This window comes from Halalkalirubrum salinum (genome assembly GCF_005543295.1).
Taxonomy (GTDB): Archaea; Halobacteriota; Halobacteria; order Halobacteriales; family Haloferacaceae; genus Halalkalirubrum; species Halalkalirubrum salinum.
Genome location: NZ_SRSG01000012.1, coordinates 1 through 25,563, shown reverse-complemented (window position 1 = coordinate 25,563; position 25,563 = coordinate 1). Strand labels below are relative to the sequence as shown.

At 58.5% G+C, this 25,563-nt stretch carries 25 protein-coding genes and 1 pseudogene; 10 read left to right on the top strand and 16 right to left on the bottom strand.

Translation table 11 applies throughout. From position 1 onward, the window contains the following. Positions 1 to 9: 9 nt before the first annotated feature. From E5K03_RS05425 to E5K03_RS05415, 3 genes and pseudogenes are all read right to left on the bottom strand, one after another. Positions 10 to 825, bottom strand: a pseudogene (locus E5K03_RS05425) (aminoglycoside N(3)-acetyltransferase). A 234-nt stretch (positions 826 to 1,059) separates the two neighbouring features. Next, the gene (locus tag E5K03_RS05420; protein ID WP_138005342.1) at positions 1,060 to 1,521 is read right to left on the bottom strand and encodes a hypothetical protein; all 462 of its coding nucleotides are present in this window, start codon (positions 1,519 to 1,521) and stop codon (positions 1,060 to 1,062) included. Further along, positions 1,518 to 2,153, bottom strand: a complete 636-nt coding sequence (locus E5K03_RS05415; protein ID WP_449267296.1) for a DUF7344 domain-containing protein — start codon at positions 2,151 to 2,153, stop codon at positions 1,518 to 1,520. The genes E5K03_RS05420 and E5K03_RS05415 overlap by 4 nt, the downstream gene beginning before the upstream one ends. A gap of 469 nt (positions 2,154 to 2,622) precedes the next feature. Between E5K03_RS05415 and E5K03_RS05410 the strand changes: the two genes are divergently transcribed. The 3 genes from E5K03_RS05410 (at position 2,623) to E5K03_RS05400 (ending at position 5,226) form a co-directional block, all read left to right on the top strand. After that, positions 2,623 to 3,249, top strand: a complete 627-nt coding sequence (locus E5K03_RS05410) for a DUF1102 domain-containing protein (protein WP_138005340.1) — start codon at positions 2,623 to 2,625, stop codon at positions 3,247 to 3,249. 805 nt (positions 3,250 to 4,054) lie between these two features. Continuing rightward, positions 4,055 to 4,645: a S26 family signal peptidase gene (locus E5K03_RS05405; RefSeq protein ID WP_138005339.1), complete on the top strand. Its 591-nt coding sequence runs from the start codon at positions 4,055 to 4,057 to the stop codon at positions 4,643 to 4,645. Beyond that, complete coding sequence (locus tag E5K03_RS05400) at positions 4,591 to 5,226, top strand: hypothetical protein (RefSeq protein WP_205742962.1); 636 nt, start codon at positions 4,591 to 4,593, stop codon at positions 5,224 to 5,226. The genes E5K03_RS05405 and E5K03_RS05400 overlap by 55 nt, the downstream gene beginning before the upstream one ends. A 201-nt stretch (positions 5,227 to 5,427) precedes the next feature. On the opposite strand, the gene E5K03_RS05395 is transcribed toward E5K03_RS05400, so the two are convergent. Then, positions 5,428 to 6,201 carry an alpha/beta fold hydrolase gene (locus tag E5K03_RS05395; RefSeq protein WP_138005338.1) on the bottom strand — a complete coding sequence of 258 codons (774 nt, stop codon included), beginning with the start codon at positions 6,199 to 6,201 and terminating at the stop codon, positions 5,428 to 5,430. A 168-nt stretch (positions 6,202 to 6,369) separates the two neighbouring features. On the opposite strand from E5K03_RS05395, the gene E5K03_RS05390 reads away from it, so the two are divergent. The 4 genes from E5K03_RS05390 to E5K03_RS05375 all read left to right on the top strand — a co-directional run bounded on the left by E5K03_RS05390 (position 6,370) and on the right by E5K03_RS05375 (position 11,014). Continuing rightward, on the top strand, positions 6,370 to 6,618 hold the full coding sequence (locus E5K03_RS05390; RefSeq protein WP_138005337.1) for an Hsp20/alpha crystallin family protein: 249 nt from the start codon (positions 6,370 to 6,372) through the stop codon (positions 6,616 to 6,618). Further along, complete coding sequence (locus tag E5K03_RS05385) at positions 6,615 to 8,882, top strand: CDC48 family AAA ATPase (RefSeq protein WP_138005336.1); 2,268 nt, start codon at positions 6,615 to 6,617, stop codon at positions 8,880 to 8,882. The genes E5K03_RS05390 and E5K03_RS05385 overlap by 4 nt, the downstream gene beginning before the upstream one ends. A 106-nt stretch (positions 8,883 to 8,988) precedes the next feature. Continuing rightward, complete coding sequence (locus E5K03_RS05380) at positions 8,989 to 9,216, top strand: hypothetical protein (RefSeq protein WP_138005335.1); 228 nt, start codon at positions 8,989 to 8,991, stop codon at positions 9,214 to 9,216. 67 nt (positions 9,217 to 9,283) lie between these two features. Next, on the top strand, positions 9,284 to 11,014 hold the full coding sequence (locus tag E5K03_RS05375) for a glutamate--tRNA ligase (protein ID WP_138005334.1): 1,731 nt from the start codon (positions 9,284 to 9,286) through the stop codon (positions 11,012 to 11,014). Positions 11,015 to 11,063: 49 nt separating this feature from the next. Here E5K03_RS05375 and E5K03_RS05370 read toward each other — a convergent pair whose 3' ends face one another. Genes E5K03_RS05370 through E5K03_RS05355 form a run of 4 tightly spaced genes read right to left on the bottom strand, consistent with a single transcriptional unit; the run spans position 11,064 to position 15,286 of the window. Further along, complete coding sequence (locus tag E5K03_RS05370) at positions 11,064 to 11,576, bottom strand: DUF456 domain-containing protein (protein ID WP_138005333.1); 513 nt, start codon at positions 11,574 to 11,576, stop codon at positions 11,064 to 11,066. Further along, a complete protein-coding gene (tmcA, locus tag E5K03_RS05365; RefSeq protein WP_138005332.1) occupies positions 11,573 to 13,891 on the bottom strand; it encodes a tRNA(Met) cytidine acetyltransferase TmcA in 2,319 nt (772 codons plus the stop codon). The genes E5K03_RS05370 and tmcA overlap by 4 nt, the downstream gene beginning before the upstream one ends. A 1-nt stretch (position 13,892) precedes the next feature. Further along, positions 13,893 to 14,687: an RNA methyltransferase gene (locus tag E5K03_RS05360; RefSeq protein ID WP_138005331.1), complete on the bottom strand. Its 795-nt coding sequence runs from the start codon at positions 14,685 to 14,687 to the stop codon at positions 13,893 to 13,895. Then, positions 14,684 to 15,286 (bottom strand): hypothetical protein, encoded by a 603-nt coding sequence (locus tag E5K03_RS05355; protein WP_138005330.1) that lies wholly within the window; start codon positions 15,284 to 15,286, stop codon positions 14,684 to 14,686. The genes E5K03_RS05360 and E5K03_RS05355 overlap by 4 nt, the downstream gene beginning before the upstream one ends. Positions 15,287 to 15,415: 129 nt before the next feature. Here E5K03_RS05355 and folP point away from each other — a divergent pair, with 129 nt between their 5' ends. Both folP and E5K03_RS05345 read left to right on the top strand, forming a co-directional pair. Continuing rightward, positions 15,416 to 16,561, top strand: a complete 1,146-nt coding sequence (folP, locus tag E5K03_RS05350; protein WP_138005329.1) for a dihydropteroate synthase — start codon at positions 15,416 to 15,418, stop codon at positions 16,559 to 16,561. Between the two features lie 2 nt (positions 16,562 to 16,563). Next, positions 16,564 to 17,244 (top strand): 6-hydroxymethylpterin diphosphokinase MptE-like protein, encoded by a 681-nt coding sequence (locus E5K03_RS05345; protein WP_138005328.1) that lies wholly within the window; start codon positions 16,564 to 16,566, stop codon positions 17,242 to 17,244. 24 nt (positions 17,245 to 17,268) lie between these two features. On the opposite strand, the gene E5K03_RS05340 is transcribed toward E5K03_RS05345, so the two are convergent. Further along, the gene (locus E5K03_RS05340) at positions 17,269 to 17,544 is read right to left on the bottom strand and encodes a zinc ribbon domain-containing protein (RefSeq protein WP_138005327.1); all 276 of its coding nucleotides are present in this window, start codon (positions 17,542 to 17,544) and stop codon (positions 17,269 to 17,271) included. Positions 17,545 to 17,717: 173 nt separating this feature from the next. On the opposite strand from E5K03_RS05340, the gene E5K03_RS05335 reads away from it, so the two are divergent. Further along, positions 17,718 to 17,945: a DUF7385 family protein gene (locus E5K03_RS05335; protein ID WP_137199302.1), complete on the top strand. Its 228-nt coding sequence runs from the start codon at positions 17,718 to 17,720 to the stop codon at positions 17,943 to 17,945. A gap of 6 nt (positions 17,946 to 17,951) precedes the next feature. On the opposite strand, the gene E5K03_RS05330 is transcribed toward E5K03_RS05335, so the two are convergent. The 7 genes from E5K03_RS05330 to E5K03_RS05300 form a co-directional block, all read right to left on the bottom strand. Beyond that, positions 17,952 to 18,515, bottom strand: a complete 564-nt coding sequence (locus E5K03_RS05330) for a hypothetical protein (protein WP_138005326.1) — start codon at positions 18,513 to 18,515, stop codon at positions 17,952 to 17,954. A 10-nt stretch (positions 18,516 to 18,525) separates the two neighbouring features. Further along, positions 18,526 to 19,593: an mRNA surveillance protein pelota gene (locus E5K03_RS05325; protein ID WP_138005325.1), complete on the bottom strand. Its 1,068-nt coding sequence runs from the start codon at positions 19,591 to 19,593 to the stop codon at positions 18,526 to 18,528. Positions 19,594 to 19,677: 84 nt separating this feature from the next. Beyond that, positions 19,678 to 20,760 (bottom strand): DUF4013 domain-containing protein, encoded by a 1,083-nt coding sequence (locus E5K03_RS05320; RefSeq protein ID WP_138005324.1) that lies wholly within the window; start codon positions 20,758 to 20,760, stop codon positions 19,678 to 19,680. Between the two features lie 52 nt (positions 20,761 to 20,812). Further along, positions 20,813 to 22,912: a type B DNA-directed DNA polymerase gene (locus tag E5K03_RS05315; protein ID WP_138005323.1), complete on the bottom strand. Its 2,100-nt coding sequence runs from the start codon at positions 22,910 to 22,912 to the stop codon at positions 20,813 to 20,815. Positions 22,913 to 22,921: 9 nt separating this feature from the next. After that, entirely contained in the window at positions 22,922 to 23,197 is a 276-nt protein-coding gene (locus E5K03_RS05310; protein ID WP_138005322.1) for a hypothetical protein, read from the bottom strand. Further along, positions 23,184 to 23,864 carry a hypothetical protein gene (locus E5K03_RS05305; protein ID WP_138005321.1) on the bottom strand — a complete coding sequence of 227 codons (681 nt, stop codon included), beginning with the start codon at positions 23,862 to 23,864 and terminating at the stop codon, positions 23,184 to 23,186. Before E5K03_RS05305 ends, E5K03_RS05310 begins: the two co-directional genes overlap by 14 nt. A 189-nt stretch (positions 23,865 to 24,053) precedes the next feature. Further along, entirely contained in the window at positions 24,054 to 25,061 is a 1,008-nt protein-coding gene (locus tag E5K03_RS05300; RefSeq protein ID WP_138005320.1) for a Cdc6/Cdc18 family protein, read from the bottom strand. Between the last annotated feature and the right edge of the window lie 502 nt (positions 25,062 to 25,563).

The window sequence follows — 25,563 nt, the reverse complement described above, 5'->3', positions numbered from 1 at the left end:
GTGTAGGTATCACTTGCGGTTTGTTTCGAACCATTCAACCCCAAAGTCTACCAGCGGCCGCTGAGCGAGGAGCTTCGCGTCACCAACCCCGACATTTCCCGCCTCGAACGCATCCGGGTGTTCACGCTCGAATGCCATGCCACAGTCAGAGAAGTCCTCGTCGTCGAAGTCAATGTCCTCCCACTGGATCCACTCGCGTTTTCCGTCTACGAGCACTGCACTGGCGTTTGTAACCGTATCGAGGTCAATGTCGGCCCGGTACTCGGCGAGGTGGAGAGACGTAGTAGTCGTGTGGGACGTTCCGAGGTACAGCACGTCGCCGCCAAGGTCGTAAACGCGGGCCAGCGGCGACTGCTCTCCTAGCGAGAAATCGTACGCGTGGTCATCGGTGACGAACGCGGCGTCTGCCCCCTACGCGGCAAACGAGTGTTGTGGATGATCGCTACGTCGCACCCCGAGGTACGAGCGGAAGCACTCGGCGATCGCACCCATCCCCTGCGTCGGTGTGACCGCGGGTCGATACGATGGCATCTGTTCGCGGACGAGATCATACCACGATTCGGGAATGGGAGGGGCGGACATCTTCGTGGGGTCCCTGTTCCCGGGAGAGTGGGTCGGCATCACAACTGTTCCACTCTCGCCGACAACACACTTAAGAGCGTCAACGACGGCGGGAGAATCGCCGCAGACCCAGCCGAGCGCAGAGAGCGAGCCGTGAACTAGCACCCTCTGCCCTGCCTCGACGCCGAGGTTGTGCAGGTCGCTCGTCATCGACTCGACTGTGACAGGTTCCGGCGACCAATCTTCGGGCAATGGCTCGCTCATACAGCAATGCGTTTGAGGCCAAGCATAAGTTTCGTGTACGAGTGCGAGAGACGCAGTCCTAATTAATGACTGTTTCAGCGGGAAGGTATCGAACAAATAAGCATTCAACAGAGCCGTCTTTATCGATCGGATCGGACTAAAAAGCGGTAACACGATCCACGAAGCCACAGCCGTTCGATGGAGCGAATGACGGATACCTCGTGAGCCGGAGCAATTCGATATTAGGGGTCAGTATTAGTGACGACAGCTGACCTCGACAGATCGCAATAACTCGACGTTGGATCCGGGGGCGGTGCCGGAGATGTCGATCGTGACCTCGGTGTTGTTGGCTGTGGTCCCCGCAGACGTGTCGTTGCAGTTGACAGTCGGCTCGATCTCACGAGTCTCTCCGGGTGCGAGTGTGAACTCGTCGGCTTCAATCTCTACATCGAACGACTCGTTCTCGGTTTGCTCGGTATCGATATTGACCGTCATCTCGACGGGGAACTGATTCCTCACGGTGAGCACTTCGACCGTTGCGTTGTCTACTTCGACGACATTGCGCTCGATCCCGAGGAATGCATTCTCATCGGAGACGACGTCTATGTCGACCGATCGATCGGCGGCCGCCGTTGAGTAGCCGCCAGTCCCGGAGACGACCAGCAGGATCGCGATCGTGCTGAGTGCGAACGCAGCGACCCGGAGCCGGGTGGTCACACTCTGCCCACCTCCGGCGGCTGTTCGTCAACCCCAAATCGAGTCTGGGTGCGGTTCCAGTAGGTGTGAAATATCGCGGAAATCCCATAGACGACGAGAAAAAACACGGCCCACAAAAGGAATGATACGTCGGAAATCAATGGAGCATCGATCAGAGAGCCAGTCAAAAGAAGTAAATTGAGTCCTGAGAGCCCGAGATAGTACTGTCCCCAGGGAATGTCTAGTCTGGGAACGATATCGAGATAGATCTCGACGTCGGAAACCTCCTCGGCGAGCCGAACAGCACCCCGATCGGAATCGTACTTGACAAACCGAAGATCGTCCATCTTCGGAAGATGGAACTGATGCAGCGCCGTCTTGACGCGTTTGCGCTCCGCTGCGGTGAGCTGTTCGGGCGGTTTAGCAAGTTCCCACGAGGCGATCTGTTCGGCGAGTTTTCCCACGTCGACCGTATCGCCCTCGTGTTGACGCAAGTAGTGAAAAGCGTACCGTCGACGCTGATTGCTCAGAACTTCAAAAATTTCGTCACGGGTGAGTCCGTTCGTATCGGTCGCGATAGTTGCGTGATCCGTACCAGGTGAATTGTCTATTTGATCTGTACCCCCACCTCTTGGCGTAGATGAGCTACTCATTTTCCCCCATCACACAATCATAATCAAGAGAATTTCCAATAGTTATAAGTTCACAAACATCATTCGCTGATATGTTTGCTTACCTTTCTCGCAGGTGTTTTCTCACACATCGGAAATTGGCAATCGAAGATTGTAGTGTTCATTTCATAGAAATTGCCTGTTGATTTTTTGTACGATATTGCTTGTCACTGTGACCCAGATGTGAGTAACTTCGGCTTATCGCAGGCGGCACGCTTGCGAGCAGTTGTGGTTCGACAAGGAAGAATTCAGGAAAACGACAGTTTGCAGGTCGTCTCCGCCTGAGTCCAAACGGTACACAGGAGTGAAAACACCCGATTTCGACGCATTGCTTTCTTGCAAACAGGGGTTTGTGATCTCGGGGGTGTCTCTATTCCAAAGTGGGTATAGGTGGGTATTGGTTCCTGTAGGTGCCCCGGCGAAGACGGGTGCACTGACAAGGTGAAACAGTATGCAACGACGCAAATTCCTAATCGGAACAGGATCGATCGCCGCTGGTGGAGCGGCTGTGGTAGGTAGTGGTGCGTTCACAAGTGCTGAGTCGGGAGAACGCGATGTCGAAGTCAGTACTACAGCTGACAGTTCTTCTTTCTTAGCGATCTACACGTCGGATTCCGATACGGCAGCGGACGACCCAGAGGGTACCAATCCCAACGGGCGGTACGCGAGCGAGACTGACGACCCGGGAACAATCGAACTGCACTTCAACGAGGATGCGCGAGGAACCTTCCCAACCGGAGACGGTGTCAATCCAGGCTCGGTGTACACGTTCGACGACGTGTTCAGAATCAGAAACGACGCCGCCGTCAACGGTGGGCCAACTGGGCCGACCGAGGTGGACGTCTGGTTGAACACGTCAGGACTTCCTGGCGTAGAATTCTACGCTGAGGGGGATACGGATGATCGACTTGAGGAGTCATTGTGGTCTCAAGGTGGAAAAAAGAGTAATTTTAATTCCGGACAATCAGGACTTCAAGTTGGTGTGAAAATTGTTGAAGAAGATTATGACGAAGACAGTGTTTCTGGCACGGTCGTCGTCAATGCCGAAAAATCACCAAGTAGTGTTCGAGATGATTAAATAAAACATATTTCTGGAGTCTTACAAAAAATTCTCACACCGCGATCGCGGCAATTTCCAGTGTGGTTGTTTTGTTCGCTCGGGAAAGGACCAATTAGAGATTTCTGAGTCGCAACGGACAGTGATGTCTATTCCGCTGTGAGAACGACCTACCCACGAGAACCGTTGAACCGATCAAAGGGGAATAAAAAATAAGATTCACGTGTATTAAATGATATTCCAGCGATAGCGAATTTTGCATGGGATCTAATAGTAAATTCAAATTGGTCATGTCGATCGCCAAGGCAATTGAGGAGAGCGGGTTGCTGGCCGGTTGAGCAAAAAAAGTCCATAGAAAATTTCAACTATATGATATTTTTGCATCCAATGACGTGTTCCCAGTTTGAGCCGTAGTCGACACCAGGTCTTTCGATGCCACTTCGAATTATATACAGTCGAACGCGATGAGTGGCTCAATGTTTAAGACATACCCAGTCAGTCGGTCACTATTTAGACTTTCAAAACAGGCTAATTGCGATACTTACGCGCACGTTCAATGGTGTTAACATATCTATCACGTCTAAAAATACCGTGCTATAGAGCATTTCATACGCAGACAACTGCGTCTCTTTCTGTTCCCGAAAATCCCTGGAAGAGCGTTTGATAATTTTAACGATAGTAGGGCCGTCAACGAGCAGGCGAATGGAGAAATAAAACGGCTATTTTTATCGATCTAACCCGAAATCAGCCGTTACCGCTGTATACATTCTACATAATAATATTCCATCCCACCGACACTCTGAGATATCTCATCTACTGCTAAATTATGAGTAAAGTATCCCTCACCTATGCCGTCGGCGTCCTTTTCATGCTGTTGCTCGGAGCCATGATCGTCGGCCAGTTCTACGGCATCCCAGTCGGCCCCTCATATGTCGTAACCGACAGCATGAAACCGACGCTCGAACCTGGCGATGGATTCATCGCGGTTCCCATAGCGATCGCTGGACCGGTCGAAGAGGGTAACGTCGTGACCTTCGACGCAGATCAGCTCCACGGCGGGGGGCTCACTACCCACCGTGTCGTCGTCGAAACCGACGAGGGGTATGTCACCAGAGGCGAGGTCAACCCGTTTACCGATCAGGAAGGGGACGAGCCACCGGTTGCTGAGGGCCAACTCAAAGCCAAAGCGCTGGGAGTAAAGATCCGGATATCTGGCTTTTCATCAAGATTCAAGGCGGATACCCCGAGGCTTGATCTCGGGGAGGAAGCCGACACTATCCTTTACAAACCACGTTCGATAGCAAACTTGACTCCCCACTCTCTATATGTAGTTTTAAATAGTCTCACCTTTGCTGATGAAGTATGGAGGTTGTTCGGAACATCCAAGTCAAACTCGATGTTTCCGACGAGGACGTAGAAGTCCTCGACGAGACGTTCGAGCAGTTCCGACACGCGGCGCAACACGTCGCTGACCACGGATGGGACGACAACCCCTACAACATCACGGACACCAAGAATACGCTCCACAAAGAGACGTATTCTGACGTTCGTGAGAAACTTTCCCTGCAATCCAGTCTCGTCCAATCCGCGAGAAACCTCGCGGCGACCGCACTCGGGAACTGCAAAGATCGCAAGTTCGACGGTGAACGAGCCAGCAAGCCCGAGTTTCGAGGGAGTGTTGTCGTGTACAACGGTCGAACTATCACGTACAACGACGACCACGTATCCCTCGCCACGACCGACAAGCGCGTGACCGCAGAATACGTCACGCCGGTCAACGAGGAAGGCACGCCTTTCGAGGATTACTGGACTGACGAATGGGAGAAAGCCGAAGCAACGCTTCACAAGCGTGACGGAACGTACTACCTCCACGTCGCTGTGAAGAAAGACGTTGACACTTCTTGCGATGAAGAATCCGAGAACGGAGTGGTTCTTGGTGTGGACTTGAACGTGGATGGATACGTCGCTGTCACTTCGACGGGAGCGTTCCTCGGTTAGAGCGGGAGTTCACTGACAAGCCTCGGGGCTTGACCCCGAGGCAGTTGACGAATGAGAATTCGTGACGACTCGTATATTCTCGTCACGCTGCAGAACACACCGTGCTGTCGAAAGGATCAACATACGATCGATGGACCCGAGGGATCAAACTGGCCTATTCGATTCCATCACAGCCGGTGTCGCGAATGCGTACGTAAGGCCTCAATCAGCCGCCGAAAGGAACGACGATAGCGCAGCGTTGAACGCCTGAGGCTGTTCAAGCATCGCAAGATGTGCGGCGTCTTCGACGATCGCGAGTCGACAGTCCGGAAGTTCGTCGGCCAGGTACTCGTGGTAGCGCCGCGGGGTGAGCTTGTCGTGCTCGCCGACGATCGCAAGCGTCGGCACGGTAATCTCGTCGATCGAGTCGCGAACATCGAAGCTATGACACGTCTGAAAATCCCGGGCAGTTACCGACTGTCCGACATCGTCAATCGCCGCGAGCGAGAGCTCAACGAGGCGCGGATCGGGGTCATGAAAGAGCCGATCGGGTTTATGCAGGAACTCGATCGCTCGATCGAAATCTGTCTCGAGCCAGGCCAAGAGGTCTTCTAGCACTGCGAGGCGTGCACCCGTTCCAACCAGTCCGAGCCGATCGGGGGTGAGATCACGATTAAGGACGGCCTGAAGCGCCACGGCACCACCCATCGAATGTCCGACGACCGTGTCGGTATCGGTTGCCTCTGCGACTGCGATCACGTCGTCGACATACGCGCTGAGTGTCTCATACCCCGGATCCGAATTGACATCGTCGCTTTTCGCGTGGCCACTCAGATCGAGTGTTACGATTCGGTGTTCGTCCGCAAGCCGGTGTTGAGACTTCCAGATGCCGCTTGTTCCCCCGCTGCCGTGAATGAAAAGCACCGTCGCACCATCGGCCCCGCGATCAAAGACACGGTAGGCTGTCTCGCGTCCGTGGTGTGTGACCCGTTTCATACTATACTCTCCTCACAGGAAGGTCATAAACCATCGGTCGTCGTGAGTGTCGATCGCGGATTGTTTGTCGTGTGGACCGCAATTCTATCGATTTGTTCGAGAATCACTCACGTATTGCGGTTTTGCACAAAAGGTTCAAATACTTAGAAGACTAACTGTGGGTTAGTAATGAACTCAATGCAGCGAACCGGTCGCGACGAGCAGTTCCTTCGTCAGTACGAGTACGGTGACGAATGGATCCTCGCGGCCGACATACCTGTCGAAGAATCGTCGATCGACGTTGACATCGTGGGCACGACTGCAATCGTCGTCATCGACAACGGCAATCAGGTTACTGAGACGGAGTTAGAGCTCCCCGGCCCTGACGCAACTGTTGATATCGCAAATGGGGTGCTCACCATCACGGTGGCAAAATGAAACTCACAATCAAACCGCTCAAACAAAAGGACGCGAACCGCCGTCTGGCCGCGGTTGATCGCCTCGCAGCCGATGAGCTCGGCCTCAGCGGTGGCGACTTCATCCGGATCGAGGGCGCCGAGGGTACGGCAATCGCGCGCGTGTGGCCCGGCTACCCCGAAGACGACGGCTCCGGCGTGATCAGAATCGACGGACGGCTCCGCCAGGAGGCGAACGTCGGAATTGACGACAAGGTAACCGTCGAGAAGGCCGAGGTCAAGCGAGCCGAGAGCGTGACGATCGCACTCCCACAGCGGCTCGGCATCCGCGGCAACATCGATTCGCTGATCCGGCGTGAGCTGGGCGGCCAGCCCGTCACGAAGGGCCAAAACGTGCAGCTTCCGCTCGGCTTCGGCTTCATGGGCGGACAGAGCCAGGCGGTCCCGCTGAAGATCGCCTCAACGAGTCCCAGCGGCACTGTTGTGGTGACCGACGAGACGGAGGTACGGATCTCTGAAAAGCCCGCCGAACAGATTCGATCGAGCGGGCCGGGATCAGAACGTGAACCGGGATCGCCTGACGTTGCCTACGAAGACATTGGCGGACTCGATGACGAGCTCGAACAGGTCCGTGAGATGATCGAACTACCCATGCGGCACCCTGAGCTGTTCAAGCGTCTCGGGATCGAGCCGCCGAAGGGCGTGTTGCTCCACGGGCCGCCCGGCACCGGCAAGACGCTGATCGCGAAAGCGGTCGCAAACGAGATCGACGCCTCTTTCCACACCGTGTCTGGCCCGGAGATCATGTCGAAGTACTACGGCGAGTCCGAAGAGCAGCTTCGGGATGTCTTCGAGGAAGCCTCAGAGGAGGCCCCGGCAATCATCTTCATGGACGAACTGGACTCGATCGCCGCCAAGCGTGAGGAGGCCGGCGGCGACGTCGAACGCCGGGTCGTCGCACAGCTGCTCAGTTTGATGGATGGGCTCGAAGAGCGTGGGCAGGTGGTCGTAATCGGCGCAACGAACCGCGTCGACGCGATCGACCCCGCGCTGCGCCGCGGCGGCCGCTTCGATCGTGAGATCGAAATCGGTGTGCCGGACCGCGATGGCCGAAAAGAGATTCTCCAGGTCCACACCCGAAATATGCCGCTCGCGGAGGGAATCGACCTCGACCTGTACGCTGAGAACACCCACGGCTTCGTCGGCGCAGATCTCGAATCGCTGGCCAAAGAGTCTGCGATGCACGCCTTACGACGGATCCGCCCGCAGCTCGACCTCGAAAGCGACGAGATCGACGCGGATGTGCTCAAATCGATTCAGGTCACTGAGAACGATTTCAAAGCTGCGCTGAAGGGAATCGAACCTTCTGCGCTCCGGGAGGTCTTCGTCGAGGTCCCAGACGTCAACTGGGAGAAGGTCGGTGGTCTCGAAGACACCAAAGAGCGGCTCCGCGAAACGATCCAGTGGCCGCTTGAGTACCCTGCAGTGTTCGAGCAGATGGACATGGAGTCCGCAAAGGGCGTGTTACTCTACGGGCCGCCGGGGACGGGGAAGACACTGCTCGCGAAGGCGGTTGCAAACGAGAGCGAGTCGAACTTCATCTCGATTAAGGGCCCTGAACTGCTCAACAAGTTCGTCGGCGAGTCCGAGAAGGGCGTCCGCGAGGTGTTCTCGAAGGCCAGAGAGAACGCCCCGACGATCGTCTTCTTCGACGAGATCGACTCGATCGCCACCGAGCGCGGTAGCGGCTCCACTGACTCGGGCGTTGGCGAGCGCGTCGTGAGCCAGCTGCTCACCGAGCTCGACGGCCTCGAGACGCTCGAGGACGTTGTCGTGATCGCCACGACGAACCGGCCCGATTTGATCGACTCGGCGCTGTTGCGTCCGGGTCGGCTCGATCGGCACGTCCACGTGCCGGTGCCCGACGAGGAGGCGCGGCGGGCGATCCTCGACGTCCACACCGAGCACAAGCCGCTGGCAGACGATGTCGATCTCGACGCGCTCGCGCGCCGCACGAGCGGCTACGTTGGCGCGGACCTCGAAGCGCTGTGTCGAGAGGCTTCGATGGCCGCTTCACGGGAGTTCATTAACAGTGTGACACGCGAGGAGATTGACGAATCAGTCGGCAACGTCCGCGTCACGATGGCACACTTCGAGCAGGCGCTCGACGAGGTGGTTCCGAGCGTCACCGACGAGACCAAACGGCGCTACGAGGAGATCGAAAAGCGGTTCAAGCAAAGTGAGGTCGAAGACGATCCGATCGAAGCCGGCGGCGCATTCCAGTAAACATCAATAAAACGGAAGTGCCCGCCCATCGAACCGGATCGAACACTCTGGTGATTGGTTCGACGAACCGGTTTTGTTTTACTGCCGCCCACGAGATACCCACGTAATGACAACCCAAGCCGACGATGAGCCGCAAGTGCCGATCGTCTGTGAGGAGTGCGGAACTGACACTCGGGTTCCGTTATCCGAACTCGCGGACACGCTCGATCGGCACAACGAGCGCGCCCACGACGGCGAACAGATCGCAGTCGTCGATCCGGCGATCACAGAGCACATCGCGGATCTGGCGGCGGAGGATCTGGGATTGTTCGACGAAGAACCGGATAACTCATAGTCTCATAGTCTCATCACGACGCGGCGATCCACGCTGTTTTTGCGTTCGCCCGTCGAACGACCGCGTAATGGACGATGATCTCGAAGCGCGCGTGCGAGCGGAGGCTGAAAAACACGCGCTGTTTAACGCACTGAAACACGACAGCGATCCCGACGTGGGTGCGATTATGGGGCCGCTCATGGGCGAGAACCCCGAGTTCCGCCCGCACGGCAACGAAATCCCACAGATCGCCGGACAGGTCGTCGGCGCGGTTGCCGGGATGGATGCCACGGCCCGCCGCGAACGGCTGGAGGAACTCGATGCCGATCTCGCGGCCGAACTCGACACCGAACCCAAGACTGACGAGCATACGCTTCCGGACCTCCCAAACGCCGCGGAATACGACGGGGTGACGATGCGGGCCGCGCCGAACCCGAACGGCCCCTGGCACCTTGGTCACGCGCGGATGCCGTCTGTCATCGGGACGTACAAACAGCGCTACGACGGTCGCTTCATCGTCCGGTTCGACGACACTGATCCGGAGACAAAACGCCCCGATCTCGACGCCTACGACGGGATTTTAGACGACATTGAGTATCTCGGATTCGAGCCCGACGAGGTTCTGAAAGCCTCCGATCGCCTCGAAACGTACTACGATCACGCCTTCGAGCTCATTGAGGCAGGCGGCGCCTACACCTGCGACCTCCCTGGCGAGGAGTTTTCAGAGCTAAAAAACGCCGGTGAACCCTCACCAAATCGTGACAAAGCACCCGAAACTGTGCGATCGGAGTTCGAAGCGATGATCGACGGCGAGTACAGCGCCGGCGAGATGGTGCTCCGGGTCAAAACCGACATCACCCACAAGAATCCTGCACTGCGTGATTGGGTCGCCTTCCGGATGATCGACACCCCCCATCCGCGTGAAGCCGCCGCCGAGTACCGCTGTTGGCCGATGCTCGACTTCCAATCGGGAATCGACGATCATCTTACTGGCGTGACTCATATCATCCGCGGCATTGACCTCCAGGACTCCGCGAAACGCCAGCGGTTCCTCTACGAGTACTTCGATTGGGAGTACCCAGAGGTACTCCACTGGGGCCACGTCCAACTCGACGAGTACGACGTGAAGGCCTCGACCTCGACAATCAAGGAACTAATTGACGCGGGCGATCTCGACGGCTGGGACGATCCGCGCGCGCCCACCATTCAGTCGGTTCGTCGGCGCGGAATTCGCGGGGATGCGATCGTCGACGCGATGATCGGCCTGGGAATGTCGACGACAGATGTCGATCTGTCGATGTCGACCGTGTACGCGAACAACCGCGAGCTGATCGATGACGACGCGAACCGCTACTTCCTCGTCCGCGATTGCATCGAAAAACCGATACTCGAGGGTCCCGGTGGCGACGCGCCGACTGCCGGAACGCCACCGGTACACCCAGAACACGACGATCGCGGCCGCCGAGAGATCCCGGTCGAGGACGCGGTCCTCATCGAACCTGACGACCTCCCTGCGGTGGGCGATCGGGTCTGGCTGAAAGGATACGGCTGTGTTCGCCACACCGATGCTGGCTTCGAGTACGTTGGCGACGATATCTCGGCGGTTCGTGAGGAAGGCGTCGACGTAATCCACTGGGTCCCCGCGAATGAGTCGATCCCTGTCCGGATGCGGACGATCGACGGGGACGTCCGCGGGGCCGCAGAGCCCGGCTTCGCGGAGACCGCGATCGACGACGTGGTGCAGTTCGAGCGGATCGGCTTTGCCCGTGTCGACAAGCACGCCGATCGTGAATCAGTCGCGTACTTCGCACACCGCTGAACGTGGTGGTCCGGTGATAAAAGTGATAATCCGCTGAGGAGAGCGGCGATCAGATAACGACGGCGAGAAGGAAGCCTAGAAGGATCGCTGCGGTCATGAGCAGTTGCATGACTGTCGACGCAAGGATGCCGAGGCCGGTATAGACGCCTCGTTTCGCCGCGGTTTCGATCGCCGTGCCCCGAGACAGTTCGATCCCGAAGACAGTCCCCACCACACCGAGAATAACGCCGATCGGCCCGGCGACAAAAAACAGCAAGAAGCCGGCGATCGCCGCCGCAGCCATCACCTGATTCGACGCGCCACCAGCCTTCGCGGCGAGTGGCCCGCCGAGATGCTCAAGTGCCGCAGCGAGGAGCGCAGCGATCGCAAGCGCCGCCAACACGACCGGATGAACCAGCCCGTTGCCCCAGATCCAGTAGACGAGGAGTCCACTCAGCGAGAGTAACCCAGAGGGCAACAGGGGTACCACGCTGCCGACGACGCCCAACGCGAGTAGCGCGATCGCAGCCGCAAGGACGAGGTCGATCCCTCCGACGGTTCCGACGACAAGCGACCCACTCATTCGTATCGCCTCCGTTCTGCTCGCGTTAGTTCGCCTCCGAAGCGCTCGGCGATCGGCCTGTAGGCCCGACCGAGCGATCGCATGCAGTGACCGGGGCTGTTGTACTCAAGCAGCTCACTCGCCGCTTCCCACGATCGGCCCTGTAAGACCACTGTGACGAGCAGTCGCTCCTCACGGGGATCCAGATCGCCGCTGGGGTCCGCGAGTTCGGCCAGCGCGAGCGTCTCAAAGCCCGTCGGCCCTGCCCCGTACATTCCTGGACCGAAAGCCATGCCAGCGACGAATCGTTCCTCACGATCTGTAAGTTCAGGGTCGATCGAACCGTCGACCGACCGGAGCGTCCAGCGAACTACGTCCGGGTCAACTGTCGAAAGCGGCCCTGAAAGACTACTTTGGAGCTGACTCGTGAACCACTCGCTGTGGCGATCGGCCAACGCCTCTCCGGCGCTCGAACACGGTCGGAGCATAATTGCCGAGTGCTCGCCGCTAGTGTCGTGTTCGGTCGCAGAGAGGTAGACTGTCCGGTAGCCGTTCTTGATCCAAAAGCGCAGCAGCCGCGGTGTTGCGCCATAAGCCACCGCAAGGTAGTCGACGCGGGATTCGAACTCCCTGGCGATCGCCGAAAGCAGCCGAGAGCCAAAGCCCTCACCCCGGAGTTGGGCGTGTGTCGCGATGCGGACGATCCGCTGGCTCGTCGGAACGCCTGCTTCCTCGTCTCGAAGCTGGCTTGTCAGGAGCTCTGGAACGAGGTGGCCGCGGGTTCGCTCGCCACGGTAGATCTGCTCTCTTGTTTCCTCGTCGAGTCCACCCTCGGCGGCGAGCAGTGCAACCGCGGCGACGTGGCCGTCGATCGTGAACGCCCGAACCGACAGGTTCGGCCCGTCGAGCATCCGCCCGAGGTCATCAGGAGTCGTCCGGTAGTGTGCGTCGACGAGCAGCCCAAATGTCTGCCGGAGCAGCCGTTCGTCGCTCGCCAACTGCGCCTGCGTGAGCTGTTCGTACGTTGCATCCGTTGGATCGGTCCCAGCGACGATCGACCCGGGCGTCGGACTCGCATCGAGACACAGCGTCCGAAAGCTCCAGGATTCGATCGGATCCCCGGCCGCGTAGCGAATCGGCTCCGTGAGTTCGACGGTCCTGACCGCATAGGCGCTCTCGTCGAGGCGATCGCGGAACCGAACCGTAAACCCGCGGCCAGCCCCTTCGTAGCCACGAATCGTCGTGAGAAAGCCGATCGAGTCGGCAGTACACAGCGCCGACAACACTCGGACGGGGAGTCCTGCAGCCTCTTCGACGAGGAGCACGTCTGCTTCGGCCGCCCGTTCGATCGCATCGGTCGGTCGATCGAACTGAATTACCCCGCGATCGCCACCACAGTCGATCACCGACTGGCGATCGGCGTCTGCTGTCTCGTAGTCGACGCCGAGAGCTGAGAGGGTTTCTTGAGCGCGATCCAGGAGGGTATCTGCGTTCGATCGATCAGGGGCAGTCACCTGTACGGTTCGACCGTCTGCGGCGAATACCCCCGCGGCGAGTCCAGCGGCTGTCGACTTCCCGCGGCCGCGATCGGCCTCGAGCACGCAGGCGTTTCCTGGACCGCTGAGGCGTTCGAGCGATCGAACCGCCCGGCGTTGGTCGCGTGTTGCGCAGGTCTCGTACACGACGTCGGGGAACGAACTGCCTCGCGGTACGCCCGGCGGAGACGGCGACGGGACCCCGCTCCCACCAGTCAAGCCGTCGCGGTGGATCGTCGAGGCCTCCCCAGACTCGTCGCTACCACCCTCGTCTGTTGAACCCGGCGTATTTAATTCGTCCAACTGGACGATCGCAACTCCCGGATGGGTGCGAACCGTCTCGATCACCCGCGATTGGGTTCTGTCGCCCACAGCTGCGAGTTCGTACGGCGGCGCGGTGAGTCCTGCGGCGAGCGCAGAGGTCTCGTTCGACCAGTCCGAAAACCGAGGTGTCAACAGCACGTACAGCCCGCCACCGTCAACTGCGCCCACGGTTCGGCCGATCGTGTTCGGTGACCACCGATCGTGACAGTCGAGGACGACGATCTCGCGGGTCTGGCCGAGTAACTGGGTCGATCGATCGGGGTGGACGCGATCGTATCTGAATCCCTCTTCGGTCGTAACGAGTGTGACGTCCGATTTGGCCGCGCCAGCCGCCTCAATTGCGGTGTAGGCAGCGTCGATACAATCCGATCGGTCTCCACAGAGGACAAGCAGTCGTCGCTCATTCGTCCGAGTCGCCTCCGCGTGGAGCGATTCAACGAGCGATCGAAGCGCAGGCCGATCGGTAGTGGTAGCCATCTCAGGGATCTGTCTGGCTGCTCAGTTTGTCTGGCTCATCATACGCTTCGAGCAGTTCGCGGCGATGGTCGAGCTGTGCGTTCGCCCGGCGGAACACGCCCATGAGGGTATGGACCTCGCGATCGGTGGGATGGGCTCTGGCGATGAGCCGCCGGAAGAGTCGGGTTGTCTTTTCGCGCTTGCGATCGTTGTACCCCTGTGCGTCCAGAAACGCCGATAGGTAGCCGTAGAACCGCTCGATATCGGCTTCCTCTGCACGTGATTGGGCCGCGTCGGGAAGCTGTGTCTCCTCGACGGTCAGCTCCCGAAGCTCGTACAACAGGACAGTCGCGGCTTGTCCGAGATTCAGGACGGGATATTCCTGGCTTGCGGGGATCGAACAGATCTGGTCGATCTGCGCCAGCTCATCGTTCGTTAGCCCGATTCCCTCTCGACCAAAAACCAGCGCAGTTTCGGCGTCGAGGGTCCGCAGGTCTTCTTTGAGTTCGACCGGCGTCTTGAACGGATACCGGATGTGCCTGCGGCTGTCCTCGCCGGTGATCGCTGTGCAGCCGATCGTGTGGTAGTTCTCGACGACCGACTCAAATGTGACTTCCTTGGCGTTCGGGAGGACGTCCTCGCGGGCGTGGCCGGCGAATCCGTAGGCTTCGCCGTCCGGGTCAAGCGCTGGCGGGTCGACGAGCAACAGCTCCGAAAGCCCAAAGTTCTTCATCGCGCGGGCGATCGTCCCGATGTTTCCCGGTGTCTGTGCGTCGACGACGACCACTGCGGGCTTCGGTCGGGCACCCTCGCTCATTGCTTCGTTGGATAGTCGGCTGTGAGATCGAGTTCTGCGAGGTCCTCGTCGGTCACTGCATCCTCCTTGCGCATGTCTCTTTTCGCGCGCTCTTCGTCGCTCATGTACTCGCGAATGTCGATGCGCTCGGGTTCGAATCCCTCGTTGAGCCGTGCTTCCATCTCCTCTGGGCTCGGCGGTTCGGGAACGCCCGCTGGGTCGGTATCGACGTGTTCGACGGACCCGTACCCCTCCGGAGCACTGTTGCCTGCGGCGTACCACTCGTGGAAGGCGTCGGCGAGCTCCTCGCTTCCTTTGTACTCGCGGCCGCCGGCTTCTTGGAACCAGTAGAGAAACTCACGTTCGTGTGGCTCACAGAGAACCACCTCTCCCATCGGTTCGCCATAGACGATCGCGGCCTCGTTGCAGCGTTTGATCTCCTCCTCGCCGTGAATCAGATAACAAACGTCACACGGCTTGTTCAGAAGCGTTGTCAGCCGGATCAGCCGCTGACGTGGGTCCTGGGGAATGTCCGCCAAGGGTTTGAACTCGCCCTCCTCGTCGAATATCTCGGCTTCCTCGAAACGCCACCCGCGAAGCCCGACGCTCACCTTGCTCATACTCGGAGTTTGTCCGTCTGCAAATAAAAGCCGTGTGGGTTGGCTATGTCGAGATTGACCGCATGTGACACTGCCAAACGGGTGCCCGATCGGACGGTCTATGTGTCTGTATCACCTAAATTACGATACATGCGAAACGTGGATGCGGCAGGGTTGGGAATCGGTGACGATCACCCGCCTCGAATCATGGGTGTGTTGAATGTGTCACAGGAATCGCCGTACAAACCGAGCGTTTTCAACAGTGCCGGGGAGGCTGCTGAATACGTCGATCGCGAGCTGATCGACGAGGGCGCGGATATCGTCGACGTGGGACTTGAGTCCGCCAACAAGAAGTTCGAGGTGCTCTCTGCAGAGGGCGAGCTTGATCGCCTCGACACGGCGATCGAGACGATCGAAAGCGTCTCTGGGGATGCGATTTTTTCGATCGAAACCCGGTACCACGAGGTCGCCGAAGAGGCACTCTCGCGAGGATTTGACATGGTAAACGACATCTGCGGCTTTGCAGATCCGAAGATGCCCGAGGTCTGCCGCGAGTACGACGTCGCCGTCGCGAAGATGGCCTCCCCGCCCGATCTCGAACGGCCCGGGGCGGTCGAAGATGTCGACGACATCTACGAGGCCCTGTCGTTGAACGGGCTCACCGACAAGACGATCGTTGATCCGGCCTTCGGCGGCTGGAGCGAGGCGAAGACGATCGAGGACGACCGCGAGACATTTCGGCGGCTGCGAGAGTTCCGCGGCTACGGCCAGCCGATCCTCGTCTCGATCAACCGCAAGAACTTCCTCCGAAGCGTCGCCGGCCGCGACACCGAGGAGGCGCTTGCGGTCTCGCTGGCGGCGACGTCGATGGCCGTCGAGCGGGGCGCACACATCATCAGAACCCACGACGTTCGTGAGACCCGCGACGCCGCGTTGATCGGCGCGGAGTTCGCCCGCAATCGGACGCGAACGGCCAGCGACGAGGGGACGATTGAAGAGCTCGACGTGACGACGACCCGCGAGGCAAACAGACACCTCGATCGTCTCGGCGGCGATCCGAACGCTGCCGCAGACACGGTAACCCGCGTCTTCGAGCTCTCCGGATTTTCGCCCGAGACGCGCGACGAGCTTTCGGCGGCCACGACGGGAACTGCGGTTCGGTTTGTCGCCGGCGATCGAACCGACGCAGCGCTTTTGTTCGGGACGCCTGGGGCGATTCAATCGCTAGCCGGAGCAATCGAGGACACGAATCCGGCGGCAGGACTACTCACTCGGCTCGCCGCACAGTTCGAGTAACGATGCAGTTCGACGAGTGGGAACCAGTCTACGAACTCATCCTCGAAGACTTTGGGTTCGATCGATCGGCCGACGAGAGAGCGCGTGACGTCGCCGCGACGTTTGCGACTGAGTTCGACCACGATCGACTCTCCTGGCTCGACGGCGCGCGCGTTGCGATCGTCGGCGCTGCCCCGTCGCTTTCGTCTTCGGTCGATCGTGTGGCTGACGCCGATGCCGTTATCGCCGCCTCCACGGCTACTGACGTGGTTCGTGCGGCCGGCTACGAGGTCGACCTGATGGTCACTGACCTCGACAAGAACAACGATACCGCCGCGGCACTGACTCACGCGGGAACGATCGTCGCCGCACACGCTCACGGCGACAACATCCCGACGGTACGCTCGTGGTTTCCAGAGGCGACGCCAGCAAACGTCCTTGCAACGACACAGGCAGAACCCACGACGGGTGTGTACAACTTCGGAGGCTTCACCGACGGCGATCGCGCGGCGTTTCTCGCCGACGCATTCGGGGCTGATCGGCTCACGTTCGTCGGCTGGGATTTCGACGATCCCGACGTCGATCCGATGAAAGCCCAGAAGCTCCGGTGGGCCGAACGGCTGCTCGGCTGGCTCGAAAAGCGGCGCGGCGATCGGTTTGGGGTACTCGACGGACGGCGAGCGTCGATCGAGCCGATCGACTGATTGCCAGTGCCCGTTTTCGGTCCGTTATAATTCGCGGCCTGCGGTCCGATCGAGATAGGCTGTGTACCCGCCGAAAATCAGTGCTAGCCCGAATATGGCGACGAGAAACCCAACCAGCCGGCCGAGTCCAACCGCAAACAGCGCGATCGGGACGCCAATGAGGAGACAAAACACACCAAGTAAAATTGCGCCGTACAACAAGAGGTTCGACGGCTGGACCGACTTGCAGTGTTGACAGATCTTCGCAGACGCAGGGATCGACTCCCCGCAGGCAGTACAGCGTTTTCGGCGATCGGACACGGGCGCAGGTAGCCACCCCGAGCGAATAAACACCCCGACAGGTAACGGCACAGGGTGAATTGTCGGGGCCGATGGTTTGCCGTGCGCTGTTGTTGGTCGGGTGTTTTGAGCATGCTGTTGGGGGCCGAACGCTTTTGATTGTTCGGAGAGAGCTTTCGAGTGTCATGGAGGAAATGGACACCCCCGACGAACTGGTGAGCTACCTCACGCCGCGGGAGAAAAACGAGATGATGGCGACCTACCAGAACACGACGGCGATCGCCTGTCCGGCCTGCGGCGATCCGTTCGATTATCTCATCGTCTGCAAGCAGGACCCAACGAGCCTCTCGCTCTCGGAAGTAATGGACCTGTGTGTAAGCACCAGCGAAGACGGCAATCCGCTTTTGTATACGCACCGGTGACCGCGATCACGTGAGCCGCGGAACAGACGCAATCACGACTCCAGTGATGACCGCTGGAAACACGATCGCAAATAGGAGCGACGACTGTGCGTCCCACCAGTACGCACCCGCATAGGTCCCGCCAACGAGCGCAACATTATATACGGCAAACCGGACTGGCGCGCTCGCGAAGTTCCCATATCCCGGAAACTCTCCGACATCAATGTAGCCGCCCCGGAAGAGTCCGAGCCACGTCGATCCCGAGGCGATCGCCACCAGGCCGGAAAACGAAATCCCGTCAACCGACAACAGCGGCGGGGTGAAAAACAGGATCAACAGCCCGAACGAGCCCAAAAATGAGAGCTCGACGCCGCTGTTGAACAGGTATTCGAGCCAGCGTTCCATCCGGCCGGTCAACGAGAGTGGGCCGTCTTCGGATGACGAATCGGGATCCTCCGTCGGTGGTGCTGGGTCGTTGCCAGCTCGTCGCTCCCACAGTTCTGCTTCGGTGGGCATATCGTCGTCAGTGATCCAACTATCCTCTGTCGTGTCGTCGCCGGAGCGATCGTCACGTGGTGTTGAGTTTGTCATCGTCGCTGTCTCACTGGAGTCTGTATCGAAGGATTGCGGCAATTCCGCCGAGGTTCCTGAGCTGTTGGCCCGGCGCAAATTCGCCAGAGAAGACGGTCACGTCACCGCCCTGCTGTTCGACTGTCTCAATAATCTCGTTGACGTCAATATTCCAGTCGCCGTCGCCCTGTCGTTCCTGTCTCAGTCGATCGTCCACGAGCAACAGCGTTTCGACGGCCCCAAACTCTGCGGCCTCTTTGACCGCGTCAATGCCGTAGGCCGCCTTCGCGCCCTGGGCAATCTCGCGAGTCAGTTCGTCGATAAGTTCGGCCTCGCGGGCGATCCGCGTTTCAGCCTGGATCTCGTCGACTGCCCCGCGTTTGAGTACCTCATGGACCCCGCGATCGCCTGCGCTCGACGTGTCAACGACGGTGAGTCGATCGGTCAACTCACGGGCGTTCTCTTCGATATAGTCGCGGGCGTCCTGTTTGGTGAACCCCGGCCCGGCGAGTACGATTGCGTCGGGATCCAGATGCGACAGCGCCGAGGCGAGTTCGCCGAACAGCTCCGATCGCGGGCGGGCGTACTCGCCTTTGCCCGTTGGCCGGGTGATTGAGGCGTATTCCTCGGTTCCGTACTCTTTGACGAGATGGACGTACGCTTCGCCCTCCTCGACGGTCGCGATCGCAACGTCGGGATTGTCCGCGGTTTCTTCGGCCTCCTCAAGGCGTTCGATCTGATCGGGTTTGAAGTGCTTCTCGATCGTGATCTCTTCGCGCTCCTCGACGTTGAGGGTGTGATGGTGGCCGAGTTGGTCCTCTCTGGAGCAATCGACGATGAGCCCGCCGACACGCAGGCGGTTCGCAAATCGCGCGAACTCGGTATCTTCGACCTCGATCGTGACGGACATTGGCTCGCGCTGGCCGCCGGTGTCACGCATGTGGTCGTCGTCACGTTGGATCCGCCGGGTCGTGTCTCCCGAAATGCGGTCGCCGGGCTCTAACACGTGCGAAAGGTGCCAGAGATCGTCGACGGTTTCGGGCACGAGCGTGATTCGCTCAGTGCCTTCCTCGCCACGACCGCGGCTCGTGATGCGCATACGGATCGCTTTGGCTGCCGGGATTAAACCGTTGTCTCTGTGGCTTCGGTTCGCACAGTTGATTGCGCGCAGCCACGAGAACAGTTACCCGTCTGCTTCGGTTCGATCGACTTTGAGGTGGTCGCGGCCGCTGTCGTCTTCGAGGCGGTTGTGTCCGCGATCATCTTCGAGATGCTCGTATCCGCGGTCGTCTTCTATCTGCCCCCATTGAAATCCGACCTCCCTGGACGGCTGCTCGGGATCAATCAGCGTTGCCGGCTCGAACACAGCCAGAGGGTCATTTTCGGTCAGTGGCGCCGATCGGCCAACTTGTACGTCGGCTGGTGCCTCCGTGGGCCGCCAGTCTCCGTCAGGAAGGACAGTTGGGGTGGTCGTGATCGGCGCTGGCGATCGGTCCGGCTGTGGCCTGGTTGGCTCCTCGGACGTGCCACCTCCTGCGGCTGTCGCCGGCGTGGCGGCTGTCGATGCGCCCGACCCGATCAGTGCCGCGACGACGGTGCCGGTGAGAAACAACACGACGGTGCCGACAAGCAACGGAAACGTCAGGATGCCGACGATCGTCCCGGTGAGAAACACGCCAACAGCAACGATCCAGGCTGTCGTGAACCGTCCGGTGAGCGCCACCGAGAGCACACGTTTTGGTGACACCGCCGCGCTGATCCGACCTGTCGAGGCGAAGACGGTCTCGGCTGCCGGCCGAATATACGCGTACACGAGCAGATAGCCGATCATGAACAGCCCACCGAGCGCAGCGGCGATCGTCGCAAGTAGCCGCCCTGTCGGATTCGATGCAGACCCGAAGATCGCGTATGTTACAATGGGGATACCAGCAAACAGCGTAAATGCGGCGAGGGGAAGCAGGTACAACCCCGACAACACAATTGACCCGAGCCCACCCCGTGCGAGCCCACCCCATCCGACAAACGACGGTGTTTCGGGACGATTCTGCATATTGTCGTTGATGACGCGGAGCCGGTACCCTCGGCTGACGAGAATCGGAAACGCGACAATCGGGAGCGCAATCACCGCGATGAACGGCACAACGGCCGCCGCGGCCATCCATGCGATCGCAAGCACGATACCGATCGCCACGAGCACACTGCCGATCACCGTCGTCCCGAACGAATCTCGGCCGCGAATGGGTGCCGAGAGTGCGTCCCGAAGCATCACTTGAGAGTACGGATGGCGGGATACATATACTTCCGGACATGGTGCGTCACTACGAGTAGTACCGAACAAGACTCGTGTCTGTCCGATCGGAAAGATACGAACGAATCTTCTGTTCAGTCCACCCGAGCGGGGACAGAACACTTTCAGCAGCTCGAGACAGCTGTGTCGTATAGAACTCCGGATCATACGTCTCGGGCTGTTCGAACGCTAGTTGCACGCGATCGACGGTGGATACATCATCGTCTACAACGACAAATGAGATCTGCTCGCCAGGCTGTTTCGGACACCCCAGTTGTTTCGCACGAGCGGTTGCGGCAGCGACACGTGTATTCCGCGTATACGCGTCGACAGATTTTGAAACGCGAATCTCAACACGCAAGTCATCTGTTGGAATCGTTCCTGATCGAAGTTCATCGAGCCGTGCTGCGAGCAATTCACAGACACGTTCTGGGTCTTTGTGCTCAGCAAGTGTTTTGACGAGTTCACGCTGGGTTTGTTTGATAAATGTCGGCGTGCTTCGCTGGCGACACTCGATGCCACGATATTTGTACTCGCCGTCAGTTGATCGCCCGAAGTATTTTGTCAGCGCTCCGGTGTCGCTATTCCGCTGTGGAACAAATGCGACCCAGTCATACGCTGCTTCATGTTCTAATCGAATGTCAGATTCAGCAGTGACCATCTCACAAAGCGTGTCGATAGACGTTTGGCTGGTATCTGGCTGTGGCGTCACCCAGAGGCTGTCAACGATCCCATGGACGACCTGCCACCCGTTCGACTCCAAGATGGTTTTCGCTGCAAGAAGGATTTCACGTGCGTAGGCGTTGATTGCTTCGTGACATTCGATCCGGCCGAATTTCGCGTTCGAGAAGCCTTGATACCCGAAACAGGAGACGAGTATCCACTTGATCGCGCTTGATTGGCCGTTGAGTGCAGCACGCCGTTGTGGGTCGTCCGTCTCACGGAGTTCCCGCTTCATTGCATCACGGTCTTCGATAAGCGGTTCCAACACGTCAGGGAGGTATCCGGGTTCCGGACAGATACTGTAGCCGAGCCCAGGCACGTCCGCAGGATCGGGATGACACTCACACCGGACTGTTTCGGGACTAATGTTTCGGGTAACGATAATATTCGGATAGAGACTCGAAAAATCGAGTTCGTGGATGTTGTCGTGTACCCCAACATCGGGAGCAAGTGTGAATCCCCCACGGTCCGCGTCATGAAGCTGCCGCATGGATTTGAATCGCTCGTGACGCCAGGAATGCCACGGCACCAAGACGTTCCGATCGCGGGCGTGGCTGATCTGAATGGCCGTCAGAATCCGCCCGATGCTGGCCCACGCTAACTCTTGCAGTGGTAAACCGGACTGTTCACTCAAGTACAGACAGCCCGCAAGATTTGTTTCGGTCCACATGAACGTGTTTGACCGATCGACGATCACCCGGCCAGGTACGTTGTAGCGGGCTGGTGAATGCCCGACCTGCCCATAGCTTTCGTATGTCGATTGCCCGGCTAGCGTGTCGTATCCGGCCAGCCGGCCGAGATCGAACGATTCCATGCCACACTGATCGGCCAGTTCGTATAGCTGTGGAACGAGCCGGCTTGAGGAGAGGCTCAGCACGTGTGGATCGATCGTTTCGAGTCGTTCAGTGATCGTTTTGAGAATTTCCGTCTCGCCCTCGACGGTGTCGCCATCGACGGCTATGGATTGGAGGTGCTCGCGGGCGAGTTGCGCTGTCGGTGCGTCGATCGAAACGGTTCGGAGTGACCGATCAGGGACTGGGTCCTGCTCGGTTTCGAGACAGAAGCGGAACTCACGTGTGAGATCGACGTTGTACAATCTGTAGGTTCCGGGCGTTCCCCATCCGGCGATTGTGCTGGCAACATCGGATACTGCATCAATGTGTTCGATATCGACCCGAAGCACAGCCTCCTCGTCATGTCGAAAGCCAGTGCGCCACTGCTCAACGGTCGTCCGACTGACCGCAGGGAGTTCAGTGAGGTGTTGTTTGGCGGTTGCCAATTCCTCGTGTTCATCGGCACCGACGTAGATCGTCGGTGTATACGAGTCGATTCGTGTTGCGGTTGCCCCGTCGCTAGTTGCGGTCCACGCCACAACGTCGCCGTTGTGATAATCGAATTTGTACGGCATGAGACCCGACTACTCGCGGTTGGTTTCGACTTTTGCTTCTAGCGTAGCGATGCGGTCTTCAAGTTCGTCGAGTCGTTTCTCCTGTTCGAGATCGACAGAGACCAGTATCGAAAACAACGGCTCTTCGTGATTCAGATACCCACCAGCATCAGCGTGCGTCTGCGCGTATTCGAACAGCCGCTCAAAGCGTGGCTGGTCGTAGCGACGAAGCGCGCGCTTGAAATTATCCCATCGGCGTTCGACGGCCCGAACCGTGTCTCGGTAGGTCGGGTTAGTTCGACCCATGGACCAGCACCTCCTGGTGGTCGGTCGCTGCAACGGTTGCCCGCTGCGTGAGGACGTGTGCCCAGAATGCGAGCGTTGTTTGGACGCTCCCATCAGTACATGGGTACACCAGCGTTTCGAAGCGATCGCTAACAAATCGGGGTCCGAACTGTGTCGTCTCACACCGAAGCGTCTTCTCAACCTGACGAGCAAGTGGTGCCGTGAGTTCATCCCGACGCTGGCAGGTCACGAGCAGTGGCGTCTCGGACGCACGACATTGTGTAGTAAGTGTTGAGACAGCCGATCGGAACAGTCGCTCAGCATCGACGCCGTGGCTATCCTCGGCGCGATACATCGCATCGATCGCTGGGACGACAACAAGTGATGTGTCCGCCGTGAGTCGATCGGTGACGCGGTCAATGAGCGCCGCGTGTTGATAGGCGGTGAATCCACGTGCGACCTGAATCCGATCTAACAGCCGCGTGCTCGGTGCGAGGCGGGCCAGCGTGTCTGTCCGTGCGTGCCCTGCTGCGTCAACCCAGTACGCGGTGTGCTCATGCAGTAACAGGTGATCAAGGACGAGTGACTGTAACGGGCCGATCGCGGCGTCGTCTGTGTCGAGTAGGTAACAATCGGTGCTGAGCGACGGGAGTGTTGGTGTTGCTTGGCTGGCAGTGACTGATTCCATACTTCGAAAGAGACAGACGTGCTGAATAAGTCGTGGCGCGTCGTTTCCGGAATTTCCGATTATATGGCTCTCATGAACTCCTTGGAGTATTACAGACACAGTCGATCGCGTGAGTGGGCCCAGTTCCTCCCAAACTCACAGGTACAGATGTCGAGGAGAAAACTCACGACTTCAGTGGTATGGAGGATATTACTCCGAAACTGGCCGGTATGTGCGCCCGCGATTCTCGCCGTCAGCGACGATGAGGTTGTATTGGCACAGCTTCGAGAGGTAATTTCGAATTGTGCGCTTCGTCTTTGGATCCGCAACCTCCTCGCAGTACCGTTCGTATAACGCTCCCGGGGCAATACTGCCCGTGTCAGTAATGATCTCGTAGAGTTGCTGTTGATGCGGCGTCAGTGTTTCGACGGTTCGCTGTTGGACTTCCGCTCGGGCGTCTGGGATCGCATTAGTGATCGCTGTATGGGTGATCCGATCGGCATTGTTTCGCTCGGCCTGTTGGGCAGCGTTCCGGAGAATACCGATCGCCACGCGGGCGTCACCGGCTGCAGCGTCTGCGATTCGTTCGAGTTGTGTATGAGCGGTCGCGTCGGTAGCGAGCCCGCGATCGACGCGAGCCTGCAGGATTGCAACCAGTTCGTCGGTGCCGTATTTGTCGAATTGGATGCGAGTGCAGTTCATGAGCCGGCTGGCGAGTCGATCCTCGATCTGTGCGAACAACTCTTCTTCGCGGTTAGCGATGAGGACCATCGAGATGTTTGACAGCGTGTACAGGTCGTAGAGGACGTTCATATCCTCAAGTTGATCGACTTCGTCGAGGATGACGACGTACGGTGGGCCGTCGTACTGCCGGAGTCGTTCAAGCAGTTCGTCCTTTGGCGTTGATTGACGGTGTACGTCGAGCGTCTGTCCAATGCCTTCTAAAATCCGGTATATCGTCCGAAAGCGGGTATAGTTCTGCCAGCAATTGACGTACTGGTGTTCGATGTTGATGACTTCCTGGCGAAGCCGTTCAAGCATACATTTTGCTAAGCAGGTTTTTCCGGTGCCCGACGGACCAAACAGGAATGCTGTCTCGGCAGGTTCATGGCGGGTGATTGGCTCTAATGCGTTCGAAAGCTGGGTCGCTTCGGGATCACGGTGGACAATCTCTTTGGGAACGAAGTCGGCTTGAAGGACACGTGCATCCCGAATCATTACTGGTCGTGTTTTCGTTCCACGGTAATAAGCGGAAGTGGGTGGTTTCCGATTTTCCGATAGTGACGCGGTGGCAGTCTAGAGGTGACCAAACACGCAAAAATGCGATCGAGACGGTTGACTTCGTTACGGATACGTCGGCTTCAAGATTTCCTTCGTGTAAGTTGTCAGAAAACCTCTCGTGGATGGTCAATCCGAAAGAAAGAGTCTGGATGAGTCTGACTCTTGTATTATCAATTACTTGTTATGAGTGATTCTAAAGATACAGATTTTGTCGTCATTTACCCACGGGTCAGGTGACCCTGGTACTCTGCCTCGAAACCGTATAGACCGTCTGTGTTTTGGACAGCCCTATTTGCGAACCCAGCTGTGTTGCAACTCTCAATTGGTGACCTGTTTCACCGAGCGTGCTGACTCGATGGAAATTCTGCTATCCCATCGGAGCGTGAATCAACTATGGGACGCAAGAGACCGAGCTGTATTCCGTGCATCAAAGCACGTG

Coding starts and splice junctions, on each gene's coding strand:
- E5K03_RS05415 (WP_449267296.1), bottom strand. CDS start 2,153: ATGAGTAGCTCATCTACGCCAAGAGGTGGGGGTACAGATCAAATAGAC.
- E5K03_RS05410 (WP_138005340.1), top strand. CDS start 2,623: ATGCAACGACGCAAATTCCTAATCGGAACAGGATCGATCGCCGCTGGT.
- E5K03_RS05405 (WP_138005339.1), top strand. CDS start 4,055: ATGAGTAAAGTATCCCTCACCTATGCCGTCGGCGTCCTTTTCATGCTG.
- E5K03_RS05400 (WP_205742962.1), top strand. CDS start 4,591: ATGGAGGTTGTTCGGAACATCCAAGTCAAACTCGATGTTTCCGACGAG.
- E5K03_RS05395 (WP_138005338.1), bottom strand. CDS start 6,201: ATGAAACGGGTCACACACCACGGACGCGAGACAGCCTACCGTGTCTTT.
- E5K03_RS05390 (WP_138005337.1), top strand. CDS start 6,370: ATGAACTCAATGCAGCGAACCGGTCGCGACGAGCAGTTCCTTCGTCAG.
- E5K03_RS05385 (WP_138005336.1), top strand. CDS start 6,615: ATGAAACTCACAATCAAACCGCTCAAACAAAAGGACGCGAACCGCCGT.
- E5K03_RS05380 (WP_138005335.1), top strand. CDS start 8,989: ATGACAACCCAAGCCGACGATGAGCCGCAAGTGCCGATCGTCTGTGAG.
- E5K03_RS05375 (WP_138005334.1), top strand. CDS start 9,284: ATGGACGATGATCTCGAAGCGCGCGTGCGAGCGGAGGCTGAAAAACAC.
- E5K03_RS05370 (WP_138005333.1), bottom strand. CDS start 11,576: ATGAGTGGGTCGCTTGTCGTCGGAACCGTCGGAGGGATCGACCTCGTC.
- tmcA (WP_138005332.1), bottom strand. CDS start 13,891: ATGGCTACCACTACCGATCGGCCTGCGCTTCGATCGCTCGTTGAATCG.
- E5K03_RS05360 (WP_138005331.1), bottom strand. CDS start 14,687: ATGAGCGAGGGTGCCCGACCGAAGCCCGCAGTGGTCGTCGTCGACGCA.
- E5K03_RS05355 (WP_138005330.1), bottom strand. CDS start 15,286: ATGAGCAAGGTGAGCGTCGGGCTTCGCGGGTGGCGTTTCGAGGAAGCC.
- folP (WP_138005329.1), top strand. CDS start 15,416: ATGCGAAACGTGGATGCGGCAGGGTTGGGAATCGGTGACGATCACCCG.
- E5K03_RS05345 (WP_138005328.1), top strand. CDS start 16,564: ATGCAGTTCGACGAGTGGGAACCAGTCTACGAACTCATCCTCGAAGAC.
- E5K03_RS05335 (WP_137199302.1), top strand. CDS start 17,718: ATGGACACCCCCGACGAACTGGTGAGCTACCTCACGCCGCGGGAGAAA.
- E5K03_RS05330 (WP_138005326.1), bottom strand. CDS start 18,515: ATGACAAACTCAACACCACGTGACGATCGCTCCGGCGACGACACGACA.
- E5K03_RS05325 (WP_138005325.1), bottom strand. CDS start 19,593: ATGCGCATCACGAGCCGCGGTCGTGGCGAGGAAGGCACTGAGCGAATC.
- E5K03_RS05320 (WP_138005324.1), bottom strand. CDS start 20,760: ATGCTTCGGGACGCACTCTCGGCACCCATTCGCGGCCGAGATTCGTTC.
- E5K03_RS05315 (WP_138005323.1), bottom strand. CDS start 22,912: ATGCCGTACAAATTCGATTATCACAACGGCGACGTTGTGGCGTGGACC.
- E5K03_RS05310 (WP_138005322.1), bottom strand. CDS start 23,197: ATGGGTCGAACTAACCCGACCTACCGAGACACGGTTCGGGCCGTCGAA.
- E5K03_RS05305 (WP_138005321.1), bottom strand. CDS start 23,864: ATGGAATCAGTCACTGCCAGCCAAGCAACACCAACACTCCCGTCGCTC.
- E5K03_RS05300 (WP_138005320.1), bottom strand. CDS start 25,061: ATGATTCGGGATGCACGTGTCCTTCAAGCCGACTTCGTTCCCAAAGAG.